16 protein-coding genes are annotated in these 25,402 nt (G+C 63.5%); 7 read left to right on the forward strand and 9 right to left on the reverse strand.

Annotated features, from left to right (window positions below; genetic code table 11):
• Positions 1-76: 76 nt before the first annotated feature.
• The 7 genes from V3330_RS03025 to deoC form a co-directional block, all read right to left on the reverse strand.
• The gene (locus V3330_RS03025) at positions 77-439 is read right to left on the reverse strand and encodes a hypothetical protein (RefSeq protein ID WP_354693913.1); all 363 of its coding nucleotides are present in this window, start codon (positions 437-439) and stop codon (positions 77-79) included.
• Positions 440-601: 162 nt separating this feature from the next.
• Positions 602-1,867, reverse strand: coding sequence for a TRAP transporter large permease (locus V3330_RS03030; protein WP_354693914.1), 1,266 nt, complete (start codon positions 1,865-1,867; stop codon positions 602-604).
• Complete coding sequence (locus V3330_RS03035) at positions 1,864-2,373, reverse strand: TRAP transporter small permease (RefSeq protein ID WP_354693915.1); 510 nt, start codon at positions 2,371-2,373, stop codon at positions 1,864-1,866. The genes V3330_RS03030 and V3330_RS03035 overlap by 4 nt, the downstream gene beginning before the upstream one ends.
• Positions 2,370-3,431, reverse strand: coding sequence for a TRAP transporter substrate-binding protein (locus V3330_RS03040; RefSeq protein ID WP_354693916.1), 1,062 nt, complete (start codon positions 3,429-3,431; stop codon positions 2,370-2,372). Before V3330_RS03040 ends, V3330_RS03035 begins: the two co-directional genes overlap by 4 nt.
• A gap of 49 nt (positions 3,432-3,480) precedes the next feature.
• The gene (locus V3330_RS03045; protein WP_354693917.1) at positions 3,481-4,425 is read right to left on the reverse strand and encodes a TRAP transporter TatT component family protein; all 945 of its coding nucleotides are present in this window, start codon (positions 4,423-4,425) and stop codon (positions 3,481-3,483) included.
• Positions 4,426-4,449: 24 nt separating this feature from the next.
• Positions 4,450-6,846 carry an aldehyde dehydrogenase family protein gene (locus V3330_RS03050; protein WP_354693918.1) on the reverse strand — a complete coding sequence of 799 codons (2,397 nt, stop codon included), beginning with the start codon at positions 6,844-6,846 and terminating at the stop codon, positions 4,450-4,452.
• 50 nt (positions 6,847-6,896) lie between these two features.
• A complete protein-coding gene (gene deoC, locus V3330_RS03055; protein ID WP_354693919.1) occupies positions 6,897-7,892 on the reverse strand; it encodes a deoxyribose-phosphate aldolase in 996 nt (331 codons plus the stop codon).
• A 194-nt stretch (positions 7,893-8,086) separates the two neighbouring features.
• Between deoC and V3330_RS03060 the strand changes: the two genes are divergently transcribed.
• From V3330_RS03060 to V3330_RS03075, 4 genes are all read left to right on the forward strand, one after another.
• Positions 8,087-9,511: a sodium/proline symporter gene (locus tag V3330_RS03060; RefSeq protein WP_354693920.1), complete on the forward strand. Its 1,425-nt coding sequence runs from the start codon at positions 8,087-8,089 to the stop codon at positions 9,509-9,511.
• Between the two features lie 160 nt (positions 9,512-9,671).
• On the forward strand, positions 9,672-12,953 hold the full coding sequence (locus V3330_RS03065; RefSeq protein ID WP_354693921.1) for a VPS10 domain-containing protein: 3,282 nt from the start codon (positions 9,672-9,674) through the stop codon (positions 12,951-12,953).
• Positions 12,954-12,958: 5 nt separating this feature from the next.
• Positions 12,959-15,061, forward strand: coding sequence for a TonB-dependent receptor plug domain-containing protein (locus V3330_RS03070; RefSeq protein ID WP_354693922.1), 2,103 nt, complete (start codon positions 12,959-12,961; stop codon positions 15,059-15,061).
• A 79-nt stretch (positions 15,062-15,140) separates the two neighbouring features.
• Positions 15,141-16,922 (forward strand): integrin alpha, encoded by a 1,782-nt coding sequence (locus V3330_RS03075; protein ID WP_354693923.1) that lies wholly within the window; start codon positions 15,141-15,143, stop codon positions 16,920-16,922.
• A gap of 63 nt (positions 16,923-16,985) precedes the next feature.
• On the opposite strand, the gene V3330_RS03080 is transcribed toward V3330_RS03075, so the two are convergent.
• Positions 16,986-18,758, reverse strand: a complete 1,773-nt coding sequence (locus V3330_RS03080; protein ID WP_354693924.1) for a S8 family peptidase — start codon at positions 18,756-18,758, stop codon at positions 16,986-16,988.
• 26 nt (positions 18,759-18,784) lie between these two features.
• A complete protein-coding gene (locus V3330_RS03085) occupies positions 18,785-20,635 on the reverse strand; it encodes a PQQ-dependent sugar dehydrogenase (RefSeq protein WP_354693925.1) in 1,851 nt (616 codons plus the stop codon).
• Positions 20,636-20,787: 152 nt separating this feature from the next.
• Here V3330_RS03085 and V3330_RS03090 point away from each other — a divergent pair, with 152 nt between their 5' ends.
• From V3330_RS03090 to V3330_RS03100, 3 genes are all read left to right on the forward strand, one after another.
• On the forward strand, positions 20,788-22,554 hold the full coding sequence (locus tag V3330_RS03090) for a DUF1800 domain-containing protein (RefSeq protein ID WP_354693926.1): 1,767 nt from the start codon (positions 20,788-20,790) through the stop codon (positions 22,552-22,554).
• Between the two features lie 9 nt (positions 22,555-22,563).
• Entirely contained in the window at positions 22,564-23,910 is a 1,347-nt protein-coding gene (locus V3330_RS03095; protein WP_354693927.1) for a DUF1501 domain-containing protein, read from the forward strand.
• 723 nt (positions 23,911-24,633) lie between these two features.
• Positions 24,634-25,173, forward strand: coding sequence for a hypothetical protein (locus V3330_RS03100; RefSeq protein WP_354693928.1), 540 nt, complete (start codon positions 24,634-24,636; stop codon positions 25,171-25,173).
• Positions 25,174-25,402 lie beyond the last annotated feature (229 nt).

Here is a 25,402-nt window from a genome sequence, read left to right on the forward strand (position 1 = left end):
CGGTGCGCCAGGGCGCCCGCATTCAATCACAACCGTAATGCTGGCCGGTCAGAAGACCGCCAGCCGCGATGAACGGTCAGACTGAGGGTGGTCGATAAGGTGGCTGACTGTGGGAGGGGGGGATGTCGGCGCCGGAACGTGGAACGACCAGATGCGGCGGCCAGGCTTGTGCGGCCCGGCTCTGCAGGCCGGCAAATGCGGCGCCCGGCGTCGGTGCGGTGCAATGCTGCTCCGCGTCACAGTTCCGTGGAGCGGTCTCGTCGGCGCAGCAGTCGTGCCCGGACGGATGATCACCGTGCCCGGCCTGCTCACCGCTCATGCCCGGATGTCCGGCATGCGCCATCGACGCACCGGTATCGCCGGACATTCCGTCACACGCCGTTACCGGTGCCGCGGGCAGCAGCAGAAGCAGGACGAGAATGGAGGTCAATAACCGCATGTAAGTATTATATAAAACAAAATAAAAATAGGGAAATTACAGGAAGGCGCCCTGCCCCGGTCTGGGTGGGTGTCCAACACTTGTGCCCTTGTGGGTGTCCAACACTTGGCCGCCGCCCCGCTTTGTGGGTGTCCAACAACTGGTTCACGAGTGCTTTCCGTTTCAGAGCAGGGCCAGCGAGAGCCAGGGCCAGAAGGTGATGATCAGGACGGCCAGGAGCAGAAAGGCGAAGAATGGCAGGGTCGACAGGTAAATTTCGATGATGCTGCGCTCGAAGCGGTAGCTGGCGATGAACAGGTTGAGCCCGACCGGCGGGGTCAGATACCCCAACTGCATGGTGGCCAGAAAGACAATTCCCAGGTGGATCGGGTCCACTCCGAACTGCGCGGCGACCGGCAGGATCAGCGGCACCACCAGCACAATGGCGGAAAAGATGTCCAGGATCGCGCCCAGCACCAGCAGGAAGGCAAGCAACAGCAACAGAAAACTGACTTCACCCGTGACCCAGCCACCGACCAGCGCCAGCAGTTTCTGGGGCACACCGGCATCGATCATGTAATTGGTCGAGGCCAAGGACATGCCCAGTATCACCAGGACCCCGCCCACCAACACCATGGATTCGCGCATGATGGCGGGTAATCGGCGCCAGGAAATCTCGCGCAGGATCAGCACGTCCACGATCAGCACGTACAGGGCCGTCACCGCGGCCGCCTCGGAGATCGCGAAGTAGCCGCTGTAAATGCCGCCGAGCACGACGAGGGGCAGCGGGATCTCCCACGCGGCTTCGCGGACGGCTCCGCGAACCTCCCGCCAGGAGAATTCGGACAGGGGTGTGCGCAACTCCCGGTTCCGAATCACACTGTATCCGGACAGCATTACGAGCATCAGCAGGCCGGGCAGGATTCCCGCGCGAAACAGGTCCTCGACCGGCAGTTCGGCGATCACGCCATACAGGATCAACGGCAGGGACGGGGCGAACAGCAGACCCAGACTGCCGGCCGATGTCACCAGGCCCAGGTTGAACTTTTCCGGGTATCCGGCCTGCTGCAATGCGGGAACCAGCAAGGCGCCGAGCGCGATGATGGTGACCCCCGAAGCGCCCGTGAAGGCCGTGAAGAACGCGCACACCGCCAGCGCGACAATGGACAGACCCGCCGGGACCCAGCCCATCAAGGCCCGCGTCAAGCGAACGAGGCGGCCCGGGGCGCCACTCTCGCTGAGAACGTAGCCGGCGAAAGTGAACAACGGAATCGCCAGCAGAATCGGCATTTCGGCCATGCCGTAGAACTCGATCGCAACCGCCTGAAGGTCGATGCCTTCACTGAAAAAACCCCACATCGCACTGGCCGCAATGATGGCGAAGAGCGGCGCGCCCAGCAGCGCAAGCAGCACCAGTCCGATCGACAGCAACGGCGCGGCCGGCATCATCGTAGCGGCTCTTCGTCCGAGCGCTGCCGCACGCTGGTAACCGCGGTCACGCCATGACGCCATGCCATCAGCGCGAATCCCAGGGGCAGAACCGCCTGCAACGCCGCCGCCGGCACCCCGCCCAGCAACACGTCGCCGTATTCGAGCGAAGTCGCCACGAAACGACCGCTGACCCAGGCCAGAAGCGCGCACACCGTGGCGGTAAACGCGTGGGTGATCGCACGAACCGCCTGCAGTGGGCGACCGCTCAGGTAGCGGTCGAGCAAGGCGATATTGATGTGACGGTCGGCGCGACTGGCGGCGACGGCGCCACCCATGGCGATCCACAGCACCAGCAGACGCAGGAGTTCATCGCCCCAGAACAGGCCGATGTCGAAAAAATTCCGCAGCACGATCTGGCCGGCCGCCAGACCGATCATTGCCGTCAGCACCACGACCAGGAAGGTGTCCTCCAGCCGGCGCGCCCACCGATCCGCCCCCCGCAGAATGGTCCGGATCGGAATCAAGGACCACCGGGCGTCGCCGGTCCGGGAAACTTGCTGCGGTAGGTGGCCAGCAAATCGAGGAGCCGGGCATACAACTGCGGATCGATCACATCCTTCGCAACCTGCTGCTGGTGGGAGCGCAGCACGTTCTCGCGCCAGGATCTCACTTCATCGGGCTCCGGCTCAACAAGTTCCAGACCACTGTCCAGCAACGCTTGCAGGGCCTGGCGATTGTCCGCCGTGCCGCTTTCGTCGAAACGGCGGTAGATGCCTTCGAGCACTTCGCGCACCACCGCCTGATCATTTTCCTGCAGGCGCTCGAAGGCGCGGCGCTCCAGCATGATGCCGGCATAGGTATAGGAGATGGGCAGATCGGTAATGTACTTCAGCCGCGTATGCCACTGCAGCACGATGGCGCCGACGGGGGGCACCGCGACACTGTCCAACAGGTCGGTCTGCAGGCCGGTCATCACGTCGGTCACCGGCATGCTGACAGGGGCGACCCCGAGTGAACGCAGGGCCGCGAAGGCGAAGGCGTCGCCTTCCGGTGTCCAGACTTTCTGTCCGTCCAGATCGGCCAGCGAGCGCATCGGCTGGTTCGCCATCATGTAGGCGAAACCGGCTCCGGCGAATCCAAACGTGACATAGCCCGCCTGTGCCAGACGTTCCCGCAACTCGGCGTCCAGTTCCTCGCGCACGAAGCGGACTTCATCCAGACTGTGAAACAGCAGCGGCAACGCGTAGATATCCGCATCGCGCTGGAATTTGTTCATCGACCCGGACGTGAACGCGCCGCCGTGCAGTTGCCCGGTTCGCATCTTGCGCTGAACCTGGCGGTCATTGCCCTGCACGCCGCCGCCATAGAACTTCAAGCTCACCCGGCCGGCCGTCCGTTCAGCGATCTCATCGCCCCCCGCCCGCATGTCATTCATCCAGGCGGAGCCCTCCGGTGCGATGGTGGCGATTTTCAGGGTCTGCGCCGACGCGCAAGTGGGAAACAGGGCCAGTGCCAGGATCAGGGCCAGGACCCGGAACGGCATTGGCAGGGCACGGGCGGTGGTGACAGTGGAATTCTTCATGTCTGGCGTGTCATCGGTTCGGCGGCACGGTGAATACGGATCGATCGGCTCAGAAGTACGCATCAGCACTGTCGAGCAGTTCCCGGGCTTCGTCCTGTGCCAGGGTGTTGAACAGGGTCAGGCCGCGGGCGACCGGATCGGCGGCGACCACGTCCTGCAGCAAACGGTCGTGCAATTCGCGCTCGTACAGGGTGCGGGCATAGTATCGCGCATAGTCCACCTGGATTCCGAGGTCGCGGCCGCCGGAAAGTTCGATGGCGCGTTCGAAATGCGCCTGGCCTGCCTCGAAATCCCCGCCGAGCGCGGGCGGGCGAATCGTGTTCAGTATGCCCAGGAATCGCTCCACGCTGGCCGCTTCATGGGCCGGATCCACTTCCTGCACGCGGCGCAGGGCGGCCTCGACCTGCGGCAGGCGGGCCAGCGCCCCGAAATTGTCACTGTGGGCCTGAATGTAGGCGATCCAGCTCAGCGCGAAGGTATACAGCACCGCCACGTCACGCTCACGCACCCGCCCGAGCCGGTCGAGAAAATCATCGTAGGCAAGGTCCCAGATCCCACACAGATCCGCATTGGATGAACACAGCGCCCGCTGACCGTAGGACCGCGCCCGGCGGGTCAGACGCCGGGCGCGCAAGGGCTCGTCGACGAAAACCACCCCGTAGGCCGCGTACAATTCCGCCGCCGCCGACAACACGGACTCGTTCTCCGGAGCGCCCTCGACAAAACTGTCCAGCATCAACAGATAGGCCGGTGCGCCGTCGCGCACGATCGCCGGGTCATCCTGATTCATCATCGCCACCGTCAGGTTTCCCGCCAGGCCGCTGCCGGCCGATGCCACGACGGTCGCGCAAGCCGACAGCACCATCGCCCAGAACGGCGTGACGAGCCAGCGGGCCGCCCGCGACACGGCGCGCGCCCGCACCCGTAGCGGATGGCACGAAAAGCGGCCCTGCCGGCGCCTGCCGGTCCCGGTTGAACTCTGCGACAGGATCATTGCGATGCCTTTCGATCCGGTCCCTTATTCCCCGTAAGGAATCCAGATGTTTTTGATTTCCACGGCATGCCGCAGAAAGTCCTCTCCTTCGCCCTGCTCGTCATCGTTCCAGTCGTGGTAGCGGCCGTGGTTGACCCAGGTCCGCTTCATGGTCGCCGCCGCTTCCTGCTCGATCATCGCACTGCCTTCCCGGCTACCCCAGTACCACAGACCTTCGATGTCGTAATGTTTCGCCAGCACTTCGGAGAGCACGTCGCGATTGCCGGTAACGATATTGATCACCCCGCCCGGCAGGTCCGAGGTATCGAGCACCTGGTAGAAGTCGGTCGCGAGCAGCGCATAATGTTCCGACGGCACGACGACCGTCGTGTTGCCCATTGCGATCGCCGGCATCACTGTCGACACGAAACCCAGCAGACCCGCCTCTTCCGGGGCGACGATGCCGATCACGCCCTGGGGCTCCTTCATCGCCAGGGTCACGTTGCGGTACGGCGTGGCGTGCACCTGGCTGTCGTATTTGTCGGACAGCGCCGCGTAGGTATAGATTCGCCGGATGCACTGGTCCATCTCGTCCCGGGCCGCCGCTTCGGTGCGACCGCTGAGCTGAACGATGCGGCGGACGAATTCGTCGGCCCGCGCACTGAGGTTTTCGGCGATGAAGTACATCACCTGGGCGCGATTGTGGGCCGTCGTGCCGCCCCACCCCCTGGCGCCACGCGCCGCTTCAACCGCGTTGCGGATGTCCTTGCGGTTACCGGCCGGGATTTCGGCGATGACCCGTCCGCGCACATCGGTCGCCGCCATGCTGTAGCCGCCATCCGGACGAACCTGGCGACCGCCGATGTACAACTTGGCCGTGCGGTCGATATCGGGACGCCCGGCGGGCGCATCGTCGGCGGATGCTTGCATTTCCGTGTCCGGCATTGGCTGGACCGGCGTGTCGCTCAGCCGCTCCTCCCAGCGCGGTTTGAGGTATTCGAACAGGCCCTCGCGGCCCCCTTCGCGTCCGAACCCCGACTCTCGGTATCCGCCGAACCCCGCCGCGGCGTCGAATACGTTGGTGCAGTTCACCCACACCGATCCGGCCTTGACCTGTGGCGCGATGTCCAGCGCCAGATTGATGTTCTCGGTCCAGATGCTGGCCGCCAGGCCATAGCGGTTATTGTTCGCCAGTTGCACCGCCTCGGCGGGTGTGCGGAAGGTCATCGAGACCAGCACCGGGCCGAAAATCTCCTCCTGCGCCAGGGTGGAAGCCGCCTGCACCTCGGTCAGCAGAGTCGGCGGATAAAAACTGCCCTCGGCCGGCAGTTCGCACTCAGGCTGCCACAGCCGCGCACCTTCTTCGACCCCCTGCCGGACCAAACCCGCGACCCGTTCGAGCTGGGACGGGTCGATCAGGGACCCGATGTCGATCCCCTTGTCCAGCGGATCGCCGATGACCAGCCGCGACATGCGGTCGCGCACCTTGGCGTGGAGCCGTTCGGCCACGGATTCCTGCACCAGCAGGCGTGATCCGGCGCAGCACACCTGGCCCTGGTTGAACCAGATCGCATCGACCAGACCTTCCACGACACTGTCGAGGTCGGAATCCTCGAACACGATGAACGGCGACTTGCCGCCGAGTTCGAGGGTCAGTTTTTTGCCGGTACCGGCGGTGGCGCGGCGCAGAATGCGGCCGACTTCGGTCGACCCCGTGAAGGCCAGCTTGGAGACGTCATCATGAACGGTCAGCGCCTCGCCGGCCTTGTGATCGCCCAGCACCAGGTTGAAAACTCCGGGCGGCAGGCCGATTTCATCGCACATCGCGGCGAACAGGACCGCCGTGGCGGAGGTGAATTCGGCCGGCTTGAGCACCACGGTGTTGCCCATGGCCAATGCCGGTGCCACTTTCCAGGCCAGCATCAGCATCGGGAAGTTCCAGGGAATGATCTGACCGACGACACCGACTTCGCGGTAGGCCGCGAGCTCATTTTCCTGCAACTGCGCCCAGCCGGCGTGGTAGTAGAAATGCCGCGCGACCAGCGGGATGTCCAGATCGCGGGATTCGCGGATCGGCTTGCCGTTATCCAGGCTTTCCAGCACCGCGAACAGACGGCTGTTCTTCTGCATGTGGCGGGCGATGGCGTACAGGTAACGGGCCCGGGCGTGGCCGCCGATGGCGACCCAGCCATCGAGCGCCTCCCGTGCAGCCGCGACCGCGCGGTCGACGTCCGCAGCGGTGCCGTCCGCGACCTGCGCCAGCACTTCGCCACTGGCCGGATTCCGGGTGTCGAACCAGCCGCCCTCGGCCGGATCGAGCCAGCGGCCACCGACATAATGACGCAGCCGCCCGCCGCGCTCTTTCAGCCAGGCAAGTGCCTGATCCGGGCTTTCCGGCGCGGGGCCGTATTCCATCGTTTCAAAAATATCCCTGACCGACATACCCGTTTCTCCCGCTCCCTCGCTGCTTCAGACGACCCGCACGGCCCGGCTCAACTCACCGGGTGGCGATGTTGCGCGGAATAGCTGCCGGTGAGGTGATGCTCGAGCTGCCGTTCGATGTCGCCCAGCAGGCTGCTGGCACCGAAGCGGAACAGCGTCGGCGACAACCACTCCCGGCCCAGCTCCTCCTTCATCAGGAAGAGATACTCCAGCGCCTCTTTCGCTTTCGAAATTCCGCCGGCGGGTTTGTAGCCCACCCGGCAGCCCGTCAGGGCGTAATAGTCCCGGATCGCCCGTACCATGACGAGGCTGAATGGCAGGGTTGCATTGACCGCCTCCTTGCCGGTACTGGTCTTGATGAAATCCGACCCGGCCATCATGCAGACCCAGCTGGCGTGCGCCACGTGGGTCAGGGTGGCCAGTTCGCCGGTCGCCAGGATGGACTTCATGTGCGCATCGCCGCAGGCTTCCCGAAACGCTTTCACCTCGTAGTACAGGCCCGCCCAGTCGCCGGTCAGCACCCGTGACCGGCTGATCACGATATCGATCTCGCTGGCGCCGGCCTTGACCGCATCGCGCACCTGCGCCAGTTTCAGTTCCAGCGGAATCTGGCCCGCCGGAAACCCGGTCGAGACCGCCGCGACGGGAATGTTCGTGCCTTGCAGGGCTTCGACCGCAACGCCGATCAGGTTGTGATAGACACACACCGCACCCACCGTCAGCCCCAGGTCCCCGACCCCGAGTCCGTCAAGAATGTCCTGGCGCACCGGGCGCCGCGCCTTCTGACACAGCCGCCGCACCTTGCCGGGCGTATCATCGCCCGCGAGAGTCGTGAGATCGATGCATGAGACCGCCTTGAGCAGCCAGGCGGCCTGGTAGTCTTTTTTGACCGTGCGCCGCTTGCCCAGGGTCGCGGCACGCCGCTCGACCGCACTTCGATTCACGCGCAGACCCGCGAACACGCCCGGGTCGAAGTCCATCCCCGGATTGCGCTCCGGCGCCTTGTCGTGAATGGACTGTACGTTGCTGGATTGACTGTTGGACACGCTGGAATCCGCTGTATGGTTTGGAGAACCGGCGTCCGGACAGCCACGAAGCAGGGCCGGCTCGGACCCGGCAGCCGTGCGCACGGAGGTTCCTGTCGCATCCAGTATAGTGTGAGCCGCCCCCGGCGTGCAGCCCCGGCCGGCCCTCGCCGGTACGGGAACGGGACGGTTTCAGACCTGAGGGAAGGATAACAATGACAATCACGATGACCGTTTTTCTGGTGTACCTGGCCCTGCTGGCCGGCCTCGCCCTGTGGAGCCGGGCCGAGAGCCGCACGCTCCACGGCTATTTCATCGCCGGCAAGAAACTGCCGCCCTGGGTGGTGGCATTCAGCACCAACGCGACCGGTGAGAGCGGCTGGCTGCTGCTGGGACTGACCGGCATGGGCTACGCGGTCGGCGCGCAGGCGTTCTGGGTGGTGGCCGGCGAGGTAATTGGCATCGGACTGGCCTGGCTGCTGCTGTCCCGCCGCCTCAAGCGAATCTCCGACCAGCACGACAGCATCACGGTCCCGGACGTGCTGGCCGCCCGCTTCGGCGACTCGCTGCACCTGTTGCGCGGACTGAGTGTGCTGATCATCCTCGGCATGGTCGGCGCTTACGTGGCAGCGCAGATGGTGGCGACCGGCAAGGCCTTCGCCGGCTTCACCCCGCTGGATTACGCGCAGGGGGTGCTGGTCGGGTCAGCGGTCATCATCGCCTATACCCTGGTCGGTGGTTACAAGGCCGTGGCCTGGACCGACCTGATCCAGGGTGTGCTGATGCTGCTCGGACTGCTGGTGCTGCCAGCCGTCGCGATCCACGCGGCCGGCGGCTGGGGCACGGTCGTCGCCACCCTGGGCAGCGCCGACCCCGGCCTGCTGTCACCCTGGGGGCCGGAAGGCAAGTCCACCGCCGCCCTGGTCGGCATCGTCAGTTTCCTGGCCATCGGCCTGCCCTTCATGGGCGTGCCACAGCTGATGGTTCGCTTCATGTCCGCGCGGTCGGAGAAAAGCCTGGTTCCGGCGATGACGATATCGGTCATCGTCATCCTGTTGTTCGATATCGGCGCCGTGCTCACCGGGATGGCCGGCCGCGCGCTGTTTCCGGGGCTGGAAGACCCGGAGAGCATCCTGCCCCTGCTGTCCACCGAATTGCTGCCGCCGGTGCTGGCCGGCGTGATGATGGTGGTGGTGCTCGCCGCCATCATGTCCACGGTCGACAGCCTGCTGATCCTGGCTTCATCGGCCGTGGTGCGGGACTTTCTGCAACGCATGCGCGGCTCGCTGCGGGACGACCGGCAACTGGCTACTGCCGGCAAGTGGGTAACCCTGCTGATCGGAGCGATTGGCATCGTCTTCGCATTGCAGCAGAGCCCCCTGATTTTCTGGTTCGTGTTGTTTGCCTGGTCCGGCCTCGGTGCCGCATTCGGCCCGGTGCTGCTGTGCGCGTTGTGGTATCCGCCGACCAATCGCCAGGGTGCGCTGGCCGGCATGCTCGGAGGCTTTCTGACCACGATGGCCTGGGTGATCTGGTTCAAGCCGCTGACCCATGATCTGCTTGAAATCATCCCCGGGTTTCTGGTCGGACTCGCACTGACCGTCGGCGTCAGCCGGATCACGGCCGAGCGCTCGGACTGAATGATTTCACGTCGCCCAAACCGGGGTGCGAGCGCCGGGCCTCCGGCACGACTTCAGGCACATTCGCCCGGGATCGGCTGTGGCATAATTGCGGCCTGATCACCGATTGACGCGATCCGCCCGCGCCAATGTTCCAACAAACCCTTTTCCGGAGCTTTTCATGATTCAACGGATTCACGTCCTTCTGGCGACAATCTGCTTGCTGAGCGGCGCGGGCGCCGCCCTGGCGGCCGAGCACGAACCCGGTCTCAACGCAACCACCTTCGAAGGTCTGGAGTGGCGCGGCATCGGCCCGGCTTTGATGTCCGGACGCATCGCGGACATCGCCGTCGACCCCGAAGACCGGAGTACCTGGTATATCGGCGTGGGCAGTGGCGGAGTATGGAAAACCGACAATCGCGGGGTCACCTGGACCTCGATTTTCGACGGCCAGGGCTCCTATTCCATCGGTTGTGTGACGCTGGACCCCAACAATCCGAATACCGTTTGGGTCGGCACGGGCGAAAACGTCAGCGGCCGGCACGTAGCCTATGGTGACGGCGTGTACCGCAGCCGGGACGGCGGCCAGACCTGGGAGAACCTGGGACTGGAGAACTCCGAGCACATTGGCATGATCCGGGTGGATCCGCGTGATTCCGACGTGGTCTACGTCGCCGCGCAGGGTCCGTTGTGGTCAGGCGGCGGTGACCGTGGCCTGTTCAAAACCACCGACGGCGGTCAGACCTGGGAAAACATCCTGTCCGGTGGGCCGTACACCGGTGTGAACGAAGTGCACCTGGACCCGCGCAATCCGGACGTGATTTTCGCAGTGAAACACCAGCGCCTGCGCAACGTCGCGGCCCTGGTCAACGGTGGCCCCGAATCCGGCATATTCAAATCCGCCGACGGTGGCCTCACCTGGCGGGAACTGACCACCGGCCTGCCCGACGAGGACATGGGCAAGATCGGCCTGGCCATTTCCCCGATCGATCCCGATGTGGTTTACGCCACCATCGAACTCGGCGCACGCAGCGGCGGCTTCTGGCGCTCGGAGGACGGCGGGGAAAGTTGGGAGAAACGCAGCGACTACCTGTCCGGCGGCACCGGGCCGCATTACTACCAGGAAATCTTCGCCGACCCGCACCGTTTCGACCGCATCTACCAGATGGACGCCACGCTGTACATCTCGTCCGACGGTGGTACGACCTTCGAGCCGCAACCCTACGGCTACAAGCACGGCGATCACCACGCCGTGGCCTTCGACCCGGACGACCCGGACTGGGTGTTGATCGGCACCGACGGCGGCCTGTACGAATCGCACGACAACGGCGCGACCTGGCGCTTCATGGCCAATCTGCCCGTAACCCAGTTCTACAAGGTGGCGGTCGATTATGACGAACCGTTCTACAACCTCTATGGCGGCACCCAGGACAACAACACCCAGGGGGGGCCGTCGCGCACCGACAACATCCATGGTATCCGCAACGAGGACTGGTTCATCACCGTGTTCGCCGACGGCCATCAGCCGGCCGTGGATCCGACCAACCCCGACATCATCTATTCCGAGTGGCAGGAAGGGAACCTGGTCCGCTACGACCGCGTCAGCGGTGAAATCGTCTACATCCAGCCGCAGCCGGAAGCGGATGAGGACACCGAACGATTCAACTGGGACGCACCCATCCTGATCAGCCCCCACGATCCCGCGCGGCTTTACTACGCCAGCTACCGGGTGTGGCGTTCCGACGACCGAGGCGACAGCTGGCGCACCGTCAGTGGTGATCTGTCGCACGGCCGCGACCGGCTTAACGCGCCCATGATGGGGCGGGTCTGGAGCATCGACGCGCCGTGGGATCTTTACGCGATGTCGGAATACGGCACCGTCACCTCTTTGTCGGAGTCGCCCCGGATCGAAGGGCTGTTGTACGCCGGCACCGACGACGGGCGCATCCAGGTCAGCGAGGATGGCGGGGAAAACTGGCGTGCCATCGACCGCCTGCCGGACACACCCAATGGCTTTTTCGTCAATGACATCAAGGCCGATCTGCACGACCCGGACACCGTTTACGCGGTGGTCGACGACCACAAATCCGGTGATTTCACGCCTTACGTGTTGCGCAGCCGCGACCGTGGCCGCACCTGGGTGAGCATCACTTCCAACCTGCCGGAACGTACGGTGGTCTGGCGGCTGGTGCAGGACCATGTCAATCCGGACCTGTTGTTCCTCGGCACCGAGACCGGTGTGTATTTCACCCTGGACGGCGGACAGCGCTGGACCCCGTTGAGTGGCAATTTCCCCACCATTTCCGTGCGCGACCTGGCCATCCAGAAGCGCGAGAACGACCTGGTGGCGGCGACCTTCGGGCGCGGGTTCTGGATTCTGGACGACTACACACCGCTGCGTAACCTGAACGCTGACGACCTGCAGCGCGATGGCATGCTGTTCCCGGTTCGGGATGCCTGGTGGTACCTGCCCAAATTGCCCCTCGGCGATTTCGCCGAAGGCGGCAAGTCGAGCCAGGGCGACAGCTATTTCATCGCGCCCAACCCGCCGTTCGGGGCCGTGTTCACCTACTACCTGCGGGATGACCTCCTGTCCACGCGGGAACAGCGTCAGCAGCGTGAAAAGGAGCTGGCCGAAGCCGGAGAGGACACCCCCTACCCCGGCTGGGAGGCACTGCGCGCCGAGGAAGTCGAAGAAGCCTCGGCCATCGTGCTCACCGTACGCGATTCCGAAGGCCGGATCGTTCGCCGCATCGAAGGCCCGGCAACGGCCGGTTTCCACCGGGTGGCCTGGGACTTGCGGTACCCGCTGTCAGAACCCTGGACGGCGGAAACCGGAGGGCACAATTACATTGAGATCCCCGGCCCGCTGGCCGTACCCGGCCGCTACACCGTTGCACTGGCCAGCCGGATCAATGGCCGCCTGACCGAGCTCGCGCCGGAACAGGCCTTCGAGGTCAAGCCATTGCGAGAACGCGGCCTCGAGGGTGCGGCACCCGCGGAGATGGTGGCCTTCACACGCCAGCTGGATGCAATGAACCGCCAGGTCGAAGGCGCCACCCGGGCCGTTACGGACTACCTGCAGGAAACGGGCGCGATCAAGCAAACCCTGCTGCGCTCGTCCGCGCCGGAGGCACTGCGGGACCAGGCACGCGGGCTGGAACTGGAACTGCTGGACATCCAGCAAACCCTGACGGGCAACACCCGCCGGGGCCTGTACGGTGATACCGGGCCGGTTTCCATCAGCCGCCGCCTGGAGGTCGCCACCATGGGAACGTTCCGCTCCACGTACGGCCCCACCCCGACCCATCGGCGCTCGCTGGAAATCGGCGAAAGCCAATTCGCGCCGCTGCGCGACCGGCTCGATGCCATCGGGGACCGTGAACTGCCTGCTTTGAGGCAAGCCCTGGATGCCGCCGGCGTGCCCTGGACACCGGGCCGCAGCGTACCGGCCGGGAGCTGAGCGTCATGACAGGAACCCACCGGGCGCAACGCGCCCCGGCCCGCTATTGGCCGCTGCTGCTGTTGAGTCTCGCTTGCGGCGGCACACCCGCCGTTGGCGCGGAACCGGCCGCCGGCCTTTCACCTCCCGTCCTGGAAACCGTGCACGTCACGGCAACCCGTCGCTTCGCCACCGAACTGGAAGTTGCCGAAGCCGTCACGCTGATCGATGCCGACGGCATCGCCCGGCAGGCGCCGGGCGTACTGGCGGAAATGTTGAGCGGCCAGCCGGGTACGTATTTTCAGCAGACCACGCCGGGACAGGGTATTCCCATCATTCGCGGCCTCAAAGGCTCCGAGGTCCTGCATCTCGTCGACGGCATGCGGCTGAACAATGCATTCTTCCGCAATGCGCCCAATCAGTACCTGGCTCTGGTGGACGCCTTCGCGGTCGAGCGGATGGAGGTCGTCCGCGGATCGGCACCCTCGCTCCACGGCGCCGACGCCATGGGCGGAGTGCTGCAGATTCTCACACCCGAACCGACCTTCGACAGTTCCGAATGGCAGGCACAGGGGCGTGCCTACCTGGCCTACCGGAGCGCCGACGACTCCGTGGTCGGGCGGGCCGAAGCCGCGGCCGGTAACACCGGTCAGGCGTGGTCCGGCGGCGTGACCTGGCAGCGCTATGGCGACCGCTCGGTTGGCGGCGGTGACGTGGTCGGCCCGACCGCCCACGACGCACGCTCCGGCGATCTCAAATGGCGGGGTGCTGTCGGCACGCGCGGCGAACTGATGTTCAGCGCCCAGGTGCTGGAGCAACCCTCGACACCACGCGTCGACGAACTGGTCGCCGGATTCGGACAGGATCACCCCTCCTCCGCCGAATTCGAGTTTCAGCCCAACCGCCGGTCTTTCCTGCACGCCCGTTACCGGCTGAAAAACGGCACGGGCTGGTACGACCGCATCGAGATTCATCTCGCCCGGCAGATCATTACCGATGACCGGCTGACCCGGGAATTCGGCAGCACCGAGCGGATCGAGGAAGCCAATGAAAGCACGCTGGACGGCATGACGGTGCAGATCAATTCGCCGTGGGCCGGAGGCCGCCATGAACTGGTCTGGGGCCTGGAATACTACACCGACGAGGTCGACAGCAGCCGTGTGAGCACCGACATCGTGACCGGCGTCAGCGAGGACGCCCGCGGGCGATTCCCCGACGGCTCGACAATGGACAGCGCGGCCGTCTACGCCGCCAACCGCTGGGACTGGGACCGCTTCATGTTCGAAGCGGGATTGCGCTACAGCCGCTTCGACGTGTCGCTGCCTGCCGCCGCGGATGTCGAGGCCGTTTCCGTTGCACCCGACGATCTGACGGGCGACATTCACGCCGCCTGGGAACTGGCGCCGGGCTGGCGGCTGGTGAGCAACATCGGACGCGGTTTTCGCGCCCCCAATATCTTTGATCTGGGCACTCTGGGCCCCCGGCCCGGAAACCGGTTCAATGCGCCGAATCCGGACCTGAAGCCCGAAACGGTGTGGAGTTACGACCTGGGTCTCAAGGCCTCTGGCGGCTCCTGGCAGGCCGAATTGTTCGTGTTCTATTCCGATTACCGTGACAAGATCAGCTCGGTGCTGACCGGTGTAGTGCGGCCGGACGGCCGGCTGGAAGTGCGCAGCGAAAATCTGCTGGAAGCCGAACTGTACGGCATCGAGTCCGGATTCCGCTGGCGGCTCAGCGACACGCTGGAGAGCTACGGTGCCCTCAACTGGGTACGTGGCAGTGAGGATGACAGTGCCGGCAACGCCACGCCGGCGGACCGCGTTCCGCCGCTCAACGGCCGCCTGGGACTCGTGTGGGAACCCGCGGACCGGCTGCGCCTCGAGTCCTGGTTCGATTTCGCCTCCGCCCAGAACCGTCTCAGCCCCCGGGACGAGAGCGACCCCCGCATCAATCCCGACGGCACACCAGGCTACGGCACCCTGAATGTGCTGCTGGGCTGGCAGGCAGATCCACGTCTGGAACTGGGCGTACGCCTGGAAAACCTGGGTGACAAACGGTACCGGGAGCACGGCTCCGGTATCGACGCATCCGGCCGCAGTATCGGATTCTGGATGAACGCCCTATTCTGATGACCGAAATTTGCTAATCTGGTTACACCGGATCTTGAAGCACTGAGTCAATGGATTGCACAGTCTGCGCATGTTCCCCATGAATTTTTTGCCACGCCGCTCGCCGCTTGCGCCGAGCTCGCTCGCCGCGGCCCTGGCCGTCCTGACCGCGTCAATCACCCCGCTGCCACTGGCCGCCCAACTCATCGGGTCTCTGGACCTCGCCACCGTCAATCCGGGAGACGGCGTGTATGAGCGAATTCTGGGATCGGTGGGCACCGGCGCATCGGGCGTGCCTGTTTCCGGCGGCCACGATATCGACGGTGACGGTCATCCGGATTCGGCGTTCGCGGCCATGCGCGCATCGCCCCAGGGACGATTCAGCGCCGGGGTGGTCTTCCTGGTCTTCGGCGACAGCACCGTCAGCGGCACCGTCGACACCGACATCGAACCCCATCCGACCATACTCGAGATTCACGGCGACCAGAACCAGGAGAATGCAGGCAGCGAACTGTGGATGGCTGATGTCACCGGCGACGGCACCGGGGATCTGATCATCTGCCGGCAGAACTACTCACCGGGCGGAACCCGCATTGGCGGAGGCGCCGTCACCATACTGCCCGGTAACGCGCAGTTGCGCACGATGGCCACCAACGGCGACATCCTTGACCTGCGCAGTCCACCTGTGGGTCTTCCGGTGGTCAACATACACGGTGCGACGGCACCATCGAGGCTGTGCATCTGGGCACGCAACGGTGACGTGACCGGCGACGGAACCGATGATCTCGTGGTCGGCGCAGACCGCGAGGACAGCAACGGGGATTCCGATTCAGGTGCGGTTTACGTGTTTCGCGGCGGCAGCCATCTGGCCACCAGCCAGACCATCGATCTGGCCAATTTCGGCAGCGTATCGGCCGGCAACATCGCCCGGATCCGCCCGCGCGCTTCCAGCATGAATTTCCACCTCGGCGCCACGGTTCAGGTCGCCGACCTCGACAACAACGGCCGGGCCGAAGTCATCGCGGCCGCGGCGCTGAACCGTTCCGGCGCCGCCCTGCCGCCGGCTGGCGGCACCGGTGAAGGCAGTGGCGGTTCGCCGCAGGGCACGCTGTACATCGTCTGGGATGACAATTTCAATGCCGACCCGGACTGGATTCCGGCGCCGGATTTCATCGTGGACCAGGGTCCCGGCGATGTCACGATCATCGACGGGGGCATCGACAACGATGTGTTCGGAGAAGAAATCCTCGGCGGCAAAGACTACGATAACGACGGCAAGGCCGACCTGTTTTCCGGCGACCTCACCTCGGGAGGCTGGGGTGGAATCACGCGCAGCACCGCGGGCGTGGCCCAGGTCATTTACGATATCGCCAGCCTCAAAGGTCAGGAATTCGACATCGATTCACCGCCGGAGGGCTTCACCATGGCCACCTTCGTCGGTCCCGTCAACAATGCCATCGCCGGGGATACCGCCATGCACGGCGATTTCAACGGGGACGGCATCGACGATCTCGCATTCTCCTCGCCGCACGACAATCCCCTGGCCCGTACCCGTGCGGGAACCGTGCACATCATTCTGGGCCAGAATGGCCCCTGGCCGACGTTGTCCGACCTCGCGCCCGCCAATTTTCCGGAATCGGGCGTGTCCATCTTCGAGATTTACGGCGCGGAAGGCCTCGGCAGCCCCGGGGCTGGAGACACTCTGTGTTACAGCGCCGCCAACGGCGACATGAACGGCGACGGTCGTATCGACCTGATCTTCAACGAGATGCAGGGCGACGGTTCAACGGCCGTCGACGTCGGTAACATGCTGCTGCTCGACACCACAGCGCTGTTCCCGGACGGCCCCGTTTTCGAGGACGGATTCGAAGACCCCGAATAAGGCCCGTTTACGAACGGACGCTCCCGGCCGGTTTCACAGGCCCGGCGTGGAGCAGGACATTCATTATTCAGGCGGCTCTTCGAAGCCGTGTTCGAATACCAGGGCGGTGACGCCTTCACAGGCCAGGTCGTAACTCAGGGCCAGGTTGTCGGGATCGTTGGTGGTCACGTCCAGAGTGGCGACCCGCGGTCCGAGCACGCCCGGATGGCACCGGATGCGCAGTTCCGTGGTCGCCAGGGCCGATACCGCCGCATCGCACTGAAGCACCTCGAAATCCGACGCATCCGTGCCGCCCAGGCCGCAAGCCAGGGTCAATTCGGCGTCACCCGTGTTGCTGACGTCGATCACCGCTTCCGGGCTGTCGGTCGCGACCGCGACGGTGCCGAAATCGATCAGGGAAGCCGGCACCGGATCGGAGGAAAACACCGGGCCGCTCGATTGCAGGGCGGCCAGGGCCAGATCCAGATTGATCCGTGGCATGCCGGTCACCGTCCCCGCCGGGCTGACCCGGTCATCATCCACCAGGGTTCCGGTGGCCGTCAGAGCGGCGAGTATCTCATCGAGGCTCGCACCCGGCGCTGCCTGCCGCAACACGGCCCATGCGCCGGAGACGTGAGGCGTGGCCATCGACGTGCCGTTCTGATTGACCACCCCCCCGCCGAGCGCGGCCGAAGTAATTGCCACGCCGGGTGCCAACAGCTCGATGAACGGCGCTATGTTGGAGAATGACGCCACGTTGTCGGACGCATCGGTCGCGCCGACGCTGATGGCGGATGAGATGCAGCCTGGCTGCATCATGCCGTCCCGCCGGCCCTGGTTGCCGCTGGCGATAATGGCCGGAATGCCCACCGAGCGCAGGTTGTCGATGGCGGCTTTCCTCGCGACGTTGGCATCGTCACACGCGGTCTCGTCAGTGTGGTAACCACCGCCCAGACTCAGATTGACCGCGGCGATGGGATAGGTATCGCGCCAGTCGTAGACCTGCTCCAGCGCGCGGATCTGGTCACTTGGATAGGAGGCCGCGTGGTAAGTCGGCGGATCGGATGGCGGAAACGTCACGTTCTCGAACCGGGTGTTGACCTGGATGGGAATCAGTCCCGCGGCCGGTGCGATGCCGAAGTCCGGTCCCACTCCGTCGTTGCCCACGGCGATGCCGGCCACGTGGGTGCCGTGATCACAGCCACTGACGTCGGAGGGACAGGCATCACCCGAACCAGGAGCCAGCGAAGTCGTCGCCTGGCCGGGACACAGGGAATCGATGCCCTCGCCTTCGACATGCGTCGAAAAACAGCCTTCGGCCACGATTTTCCCGGGCTCGGAGAAAAACGAGTGACCGAGATCCACACCGGTATCCAAAACGGCCACCACCTGGCCCGCACCGTCGGCACCCTGTCCCCACGCGGCCGGTGCGCCGATGATGGGTGCGCTCTCGGCCAGTGCTGGCCGCTCCGGAATATCCTCCTGCATGCTCACCACCTCACCCAGCCGGCCCAGGGCGTCAATCCCCGCGGCGTTCGCTTCAAACAGGATGAAGGGTATGTGACGGAAGCGGTGCAGTTCGGTTGCGCTGCTGCCCTGAACTCGGGCCGCCACGGCCTGCTGGGCCCCCTGGATGCTTTGGCTCTGGAGTGCTGCCTGTGCGCTGTCCAGCCGCCCTGCAGGCTGGTGGTCCACCGCCAGTTGCACAATGACCCGGATCGGACCCGAATCAGCGGCGCGGGCGCTCAGACGTTCGATATCGGGCAATGCCATCGCGGCCAACGCCGAATGGCTGAACAGCAGGCATGCGATCAGCAGCCCTGCCGGACCACTCCCCCTTGCTCGCATTGGACGCATGAATGTCTCCTGGTGGCACCAGCGGCCTACTGGCAACGCAGCGCTTCGAAACCCGACCGATTGAATCCTTCGGTATCATCGATGCGGTAAATGATACCCGCATCACTGTCGGCCACGTAGAGCGCACAGTGCTCATCCTGTCCGAAGGCCGTAATGCTATTCAGCACTCCGGACGCCGCCGTCCACTCTTCGGTGGACCAGGTGTTGCCGTCGCGGCCGGCGACCCAGATGCGCGCCGAGCAGTAGTCACCGAACACGTAGTAACCCTGCAGCCCGGCGCCCGGTCCGCGATAGACGTAGCCTCCGACGACGGAACACTCGTTGGGAAAGCCCAGGCGCTGGTACTCGATGATCGGTGCCACGGGATCCGGGCACACCACATCATCGCGGAACTCACTGGTCCCCTCGAAACAAGGCCAGCCAAAGTTCTGACTGGACGCGCCGGCCACCGCATAATCGATTTCTTCCCAGCCACCCTGCCCCACGTCGCCGATGAACAGCTCTTCGGTCTGGGCATCGAAACTGAAACGCCACGGATTGCGCAAACCCATGTGGAGGATTTCATCGCAACCGTCGCTGGCGCCCGGGAAGGCATTTCCCGGCGGGATGCCGTAAGCCGGGGACAGCCCGCACAACTCGCCACTCGGCGAGCCGTCGACATCGATGCGCAGAATCTTGCCTTTCAGGGTATCGACATTCTGGGCATTGTTGTACGTGTCGTTGCCGCCACCGCCGTCACCACTGGCAATATACAGATATCCGTCGGCACCGAAATGCAGGTCACCGCCGTTGTGGTTGGTCGAATCCTGGTTGAACTCCATCAGTACCGTAGGCGTGGTGGCGGCCACGTTCGGGTCGCCCACGGATTGCTGGTACATGGCCACGACACTGCGATCGGCACCCGGCCCCGGGTCTCGGATGTAGTACACGTAAAACTGCCGGTTGCTGGCGAAATCCGGGTGGAAGGCCAGGCCCAGAAGCCCCTGTTCGGGTTGTGACGCGTCCACGACCGTGGACAGGTCGAGGTAGGGCGTTGAAAGCTTGGTGCCGGTGGTGGTGTCGAGGATGCGGATAAAACCGGAACGCTCGACGATGAACAAGCGGTCGCTGCCGTCGCCCGCGTTGACGATGCCCACCGGCTCGTCCAACCCGGTCGCGACCGGGGTAAGGCTCAGGTTGTCGGTCGGAGACGGGATCACGTAATCGACCGTAAGCAGGGGCACGGCCTGGCCCACGGATTCCCGCGCGTAGATGCGCCGGGCCGAGTACGCCAGGCTTTCATTGCCGAGCAGAATCCACCCGTGGTTGGTGACCGGATCATTCACCCAGGACTGCACATCGGCCACCAGTGCCGACGTGGAAGCGAATGTAAGGGTTTCGTACGCGACCGCGTAACCCACGCTGGCGGAGGGCGCAGGCGTAAAGTCACCACCATCCTGAACCCAATCGGTATCGGAATAGAATCGATGTTGCCAGGTCGCATCGTCACTCTGGGCCGTGGTTCCGGTACCCTCATTACCGAATGCATCGGAGGCTCCTTCCCCCCACGAGTCCAGCACGCGATGCAACGTCGCCAGGCCGCCGGCGCCGGAGGTCATGGGAATCTGGTTAACTTCAACCTGCAACTGCACGGATTCGATGCGAGCGCCGTCGGGTATTGACGAAACATCGAAATGCATCAGCGCGCGCCGCAATTCCTCGTTGCCGGCGCTGCCGACCTTGCCAAAAAACAGGTAGGAGCCGGACCCGTTGGCCACATCCCCTTCCAGGTCCTCGTAAAGCGAGGCATCACGATCAGGCTGAAACTGCACCTGGACGGCGTTCGCCGCGAACGGCAAGACCACGAGCAGGATGAACAGGAATCGATACGGCAGCATGTTGTCACGTCCTTTTGATGATCGGCTGTCTGAGTTCCCGGGTCATCCGGAGACCGGACTTGCCAAGGCTGAAACAGCTGAATTTTAATGCATTTGCCGGTTATACTGACACTTGTGCGTTTCCCCGCGCGCATTTGGTTCAGGGAGGAACCATGAAAAACCCAGAATTTACGGGATTTTCCCGACGTACGCTGATCCAGGGATCGGTCGTTGCCGGCACAGCCGGGCTGATGTTGACCCGTCCGCAGCCGGCCTCGGCCGCCGCCGCTGATTTCGCCGAAGTAACACCGCTGTGGCCCGCGCCACAAACCGCCGAATCTCCAGCCATTACCCCACCGCTCGCCGCCCTGGTGCTCAACAAGGCCGGATTCGGGCCACGACCCGGGGATATCGCGGCATTCAATGCGCTCGGGGGTGACGATGCCGCCCGGCTGGCCGCCTGGGTGGACCAGCAACTCAACCCGACAGGAAGCGACCCGGCCGTGGAAGACCGTCTGGCCGCGCTGCTCCTCAGCTCCGAACCCGCCGACCAGGCCGCCTACGACACAATCGACAAAACCGCCGAACAGCTCTGGACCGACCACGCGCGAAGTTCGGACTGGCAAACCCGCAACCGTCCCGTGTGGCAGATGGAGCGCCTGACCCTGCTGCGCGGCGCCTACAGCCAGTGGCAATTGCGCGAGGTGCTGTACGACTTCTGGTTCAATCACTTCAATGTGTTCGGGCGCGAGTTTCCAACGTCCGGAATGATGCCGGAGTACGACCGCCAGATGCGGCAGCACCTGTTCGGAAATTTCGCCGACATGCTGACCGCCAACGCGAAGACGGCCAGCATGCTGTATTACCTGGACAATTACGCCAACACCTGGCCCCACCCGAACGAGAACTACGCCCGCGAAGTGCTCGAATTGCACACCCTGGGTGCGATCGAGAATTACTACGGGCCGGTCGATCCCGGCACCGTCGGCAACAACAGCAAGGGACAGCGGGCCGGCTACACGGAAATCGACGTGTTCCAGTTCGCCCGGGCCCTGACCGGCTGGGCGGTTTCGGACACCACGGACGGATCGCCGGACACCGGCGCATTCATCTTCCGGCCAAATCGGCATTACAATTTTTCAGACGGACCGATCGAAGTGATGGATGTGACCATCAATTCGCCGGGCGGCGGTGAGAGCGATGTGACCGATGTACTCGATTACCTCGCCGGCCACTACGGCACCGCCCGTTTCATCGCCTGGAAGTTGTGCACCCGGCTGATTGGCGATAATCCTTCGGAGGCGATTGTCAGCAGCACCGCGGACGAGTTCTACAACCGGCGTTTCGATAACGACCAGTTGAAAGAGGTTTACCGGCACGTGCTGCTGTCCAGCGAGTTCCAGACGGCCTGGGGCGACAAGGTGAAACGGCCGATCGAGACGCTGGTTCGCGCGATGCGAGCCGCCGATGTGGATTTCACCATCCGCCTGGACGACAACGTCAGTAATGCGGTGTTCGGGCGTCTGGACGACACCGGACAATATCCGTTCGGGTATGAACCGCCCACCGGATACCCGGATGAACGGGAAATGTGGCAGGGCAGCGGTGCGCTGATCATGTCGTGGCGTGCGATTACCTACATGCTGCGGCAGAGTTCCCTGGTCAACCTGGCGGAACAGACCAATACCGGCATCCCAGCCGTCAACGATCGCACGCCGGATAATATCGTCGACTTCTGGATGGACCGAGCCCTGGGCTATGCGCTGGAGAACGCCGTGCGTGATCGCATTGTCCAGTTCATCACCGACCAGTTGTCCGGTGCTGCCGGTAGCCCGATCAACACGGACACGACCAATACCGGTTCCAGCAGCACGTATCAGCGCATCATTCGGGCCGTTGTCGGCCTGATCCTGATGTCGCCCGACGCACTGCGGAGGTGAGGGAACACCATGAGCAGACTCAATCGCAGACAGTTCATCCAGGCCGGCGGTGCCGCCGCCATGGCCACGGCAGCACCCAAACTTGCGTTTTCCGCCAATACGTACGGCGACAACATCCTGGTTTTCATTTTTCAGCGGGGAGGTATCGACGGCCTGAGTTTCCTCGCACCGATGGACGGTCACGCGGACCGCGGCCACTACGAAACTCTCCGCGCCAACGGAACGATGATTCCCAGCGGCAGTCTGCAATCCCTTGGAAACGGCTGGGGACTGCACCCCGCCGCGGCGCCACTGGTGGATCTCTGGACGGACAATGCTTTGGGCATCGTTCAGGCTGTGGGACTGCCCTGGGCCAACCGCAGCCATTTCGAAGCCGAGCGTTACGTGGAACTGGGTACGCCGGGTAATCGGTTTACGCCAACCGGCTGGCTGACCCGACACCTGCAAACCGCGGACAACCTGCCGCCCGCCCTGGTGCTGCCCGCGGTCGTAACGGAATCCACCATCCGATTCTCGCTTTTGCGGGAACCCACAGCGGTGACCCTGCGCTATCCCAGCAGTTTTGATCTGGACACGAACAATTACGAAGAGGAGCAGGAAGCCGCGCTCTCCGACATCTATGCGCTCGGAGCCACGGAACAGGATGTGGCCGGATCGCAGGCCCTGGCCGCGCAGACGATCGTGGAGGCGATCGACTGGAATAATTATCTGCCCGCGAACGGGGCAACCTACCCGGTGCGCCTGGACGACCCCGGCCGACTCACCAGTTTCGGCGACGAAATGAAAATCATCGCCCAGCTCATCAAGGAAGATACCGGCCTGCGTGTCGCCCAAACCGACTTCGGAGGATGGGACACCCACATCGATCAGGGCAACCTCACCACCGACGGTTGGTTCTACGAAAACGTCCGTGACCTCTCGGAAGCCCTGCTGGCATTTTTCACCGATCTGGACGTGCCCTCCCCCAATGGCAAAACCTGGGCCGAACGCACCACGGCCATCGTTTACAGCGAGTTTGGCCGCCGCGCATTCGACAATGCCGACGCCGGCACGGATCATGGATGGGGCAATAACCTGTTGGCCATGGGTGGCGGCGTTAACGGTGGCCAACTCTTCGGTACCTGGCCGGGACTGCACGAACAGGACCTGTTTCAGGGCGCTGACGTATGGGCGACCACCGATTACCGATCCGTCCTGTCCGAGTGTCTACTCAAACGTCTGCGCAACAACCAGATCGGCCAGATATTCCCCGGCTTCACCGCCAACGATTACCAGGACCACGGCGTATTCAGCGGCTCCCTCGTCGACCCCGACTTCGACGACCCCGAAATGATCTTCCGCCACGGCCTCGAATAACCCAACCCCTGGACAACCACACAACCCCTGGACACCCACACCATCCTTCAACCCTTGGACACCCACACAAACCTGTCGAACATGTGCCAGTTTTTATGGGTGTCTAAGACTTGTTATGGGTGTCTAAGACTTGAGAATCTGACAAGTTTGTGTAGGTGTCCAAAAATCAAGATAGCGAAGCGGCACGTTGCATCGGCCATGTTTGCCGCAAAAACCCTACGAAAAGTCGCGAATATTTCCTAATGTGATTTTCTATGGCTGTGGCAGGCTCTCAGTATGCCCATGCCCCGAAAACGACTGGTGTCATTAACAGACACGCCTTACTACCACTGCATCAGCCGCTGCGTTCGCCGTGCGTTCCTGTGCGGTGTAGACCCCGTCAGCGGTTACGATTTCGAGCATCGACGCCAATGGATCGTAGATCGAATTCATTTGCTATCCACAGTATTCACAATTGATATTTGTGCTTACGCAGTGATGAGCAATCACTACCACCTGGTGCTCCACGTAGATCTTCCCAGTGCGCAGCGCCTGACGGACGACGAGGTTGCAAAGCGGTGGCTCAGGTTATTCCGCGGGCCACCCGCCATTCAACGGTGGCAACAAGGTAATAGGTTGTCAACAACCGATATAGCGATCGTCCGACGATGGCTCACAACCATGAGAAGTCGGCTTCAAGACCTATCCTGGTTCATGCGGTGCCTGAACGAACCCATTGCCCGGATGGCCAACGCAGAAGACGAATGCACAGGCAGATTCTGGGAAGGTAGGTTCAAATCACAAGCGCTGCTGGACGTGACGGCTGTGCTTCAGTGCATGGCCTATGTGGACCTGAATCCGGTTAGAGCCGGAATGGCCTCAACTTTGAATGAATCCGATTTCACCTCTATACAGGAACGTCTGGCGGGTGCCACCCACAATACGCTATTACCTTTCTCGAGTTTAACGACAGATCGTTCACAATTGCCGTTCGCCGAAGCCGGTTATTTCGAGCTTCTTGAATGGGGCGTGAGTACTGCACGCGCTGGCAAGAACAGAGTGGTCGAAAACATTCCGGCAGTTTTTGAGAAATTGCATATCGACTCACAAAAGATGGCTGACTTCCTGCTGCAATCCCCTACGACATTGCCACGAGCACTCGGATCTGCGCAGGCGATGAGGTGCCTGGCTCGATCGGTCGGGCTGAAATTCATACATGGAGTTTCAGGCCTTTACTCAATTCTCAGAGACAAGAATGTGCCAGTCCGTTCGAGACCGGCTTAACTCCGGAGCGCACCAAGAAGCTTAACGCAATCACGCCCCCAAACTGCCGGCAATTTCACGGTAGGGCAAACGTCCCTAATAAAACCCCTGGAAATCGCTTCTCTCCGACATGGACACTCATGCCGACAGATCGGCAAATGATCCCTGCGATAAATATCCTCTCAGACACCATACCGGTTGGTCCCTCACTTCGACTCAGGTCACGTGGGTGTCCACAATTGTTCGTTAT

This window comes from Elongatibacter sediminis (genome assembly GCF_037892215.1).
In the GTDB taxonomy this organism is placed as follows: Bacteria; Pseudomonadota; Gammaproteobacteria; order Xanthomonadales; family SZUA-36; genus Elongatibacter; species Elongatibacter sediminis.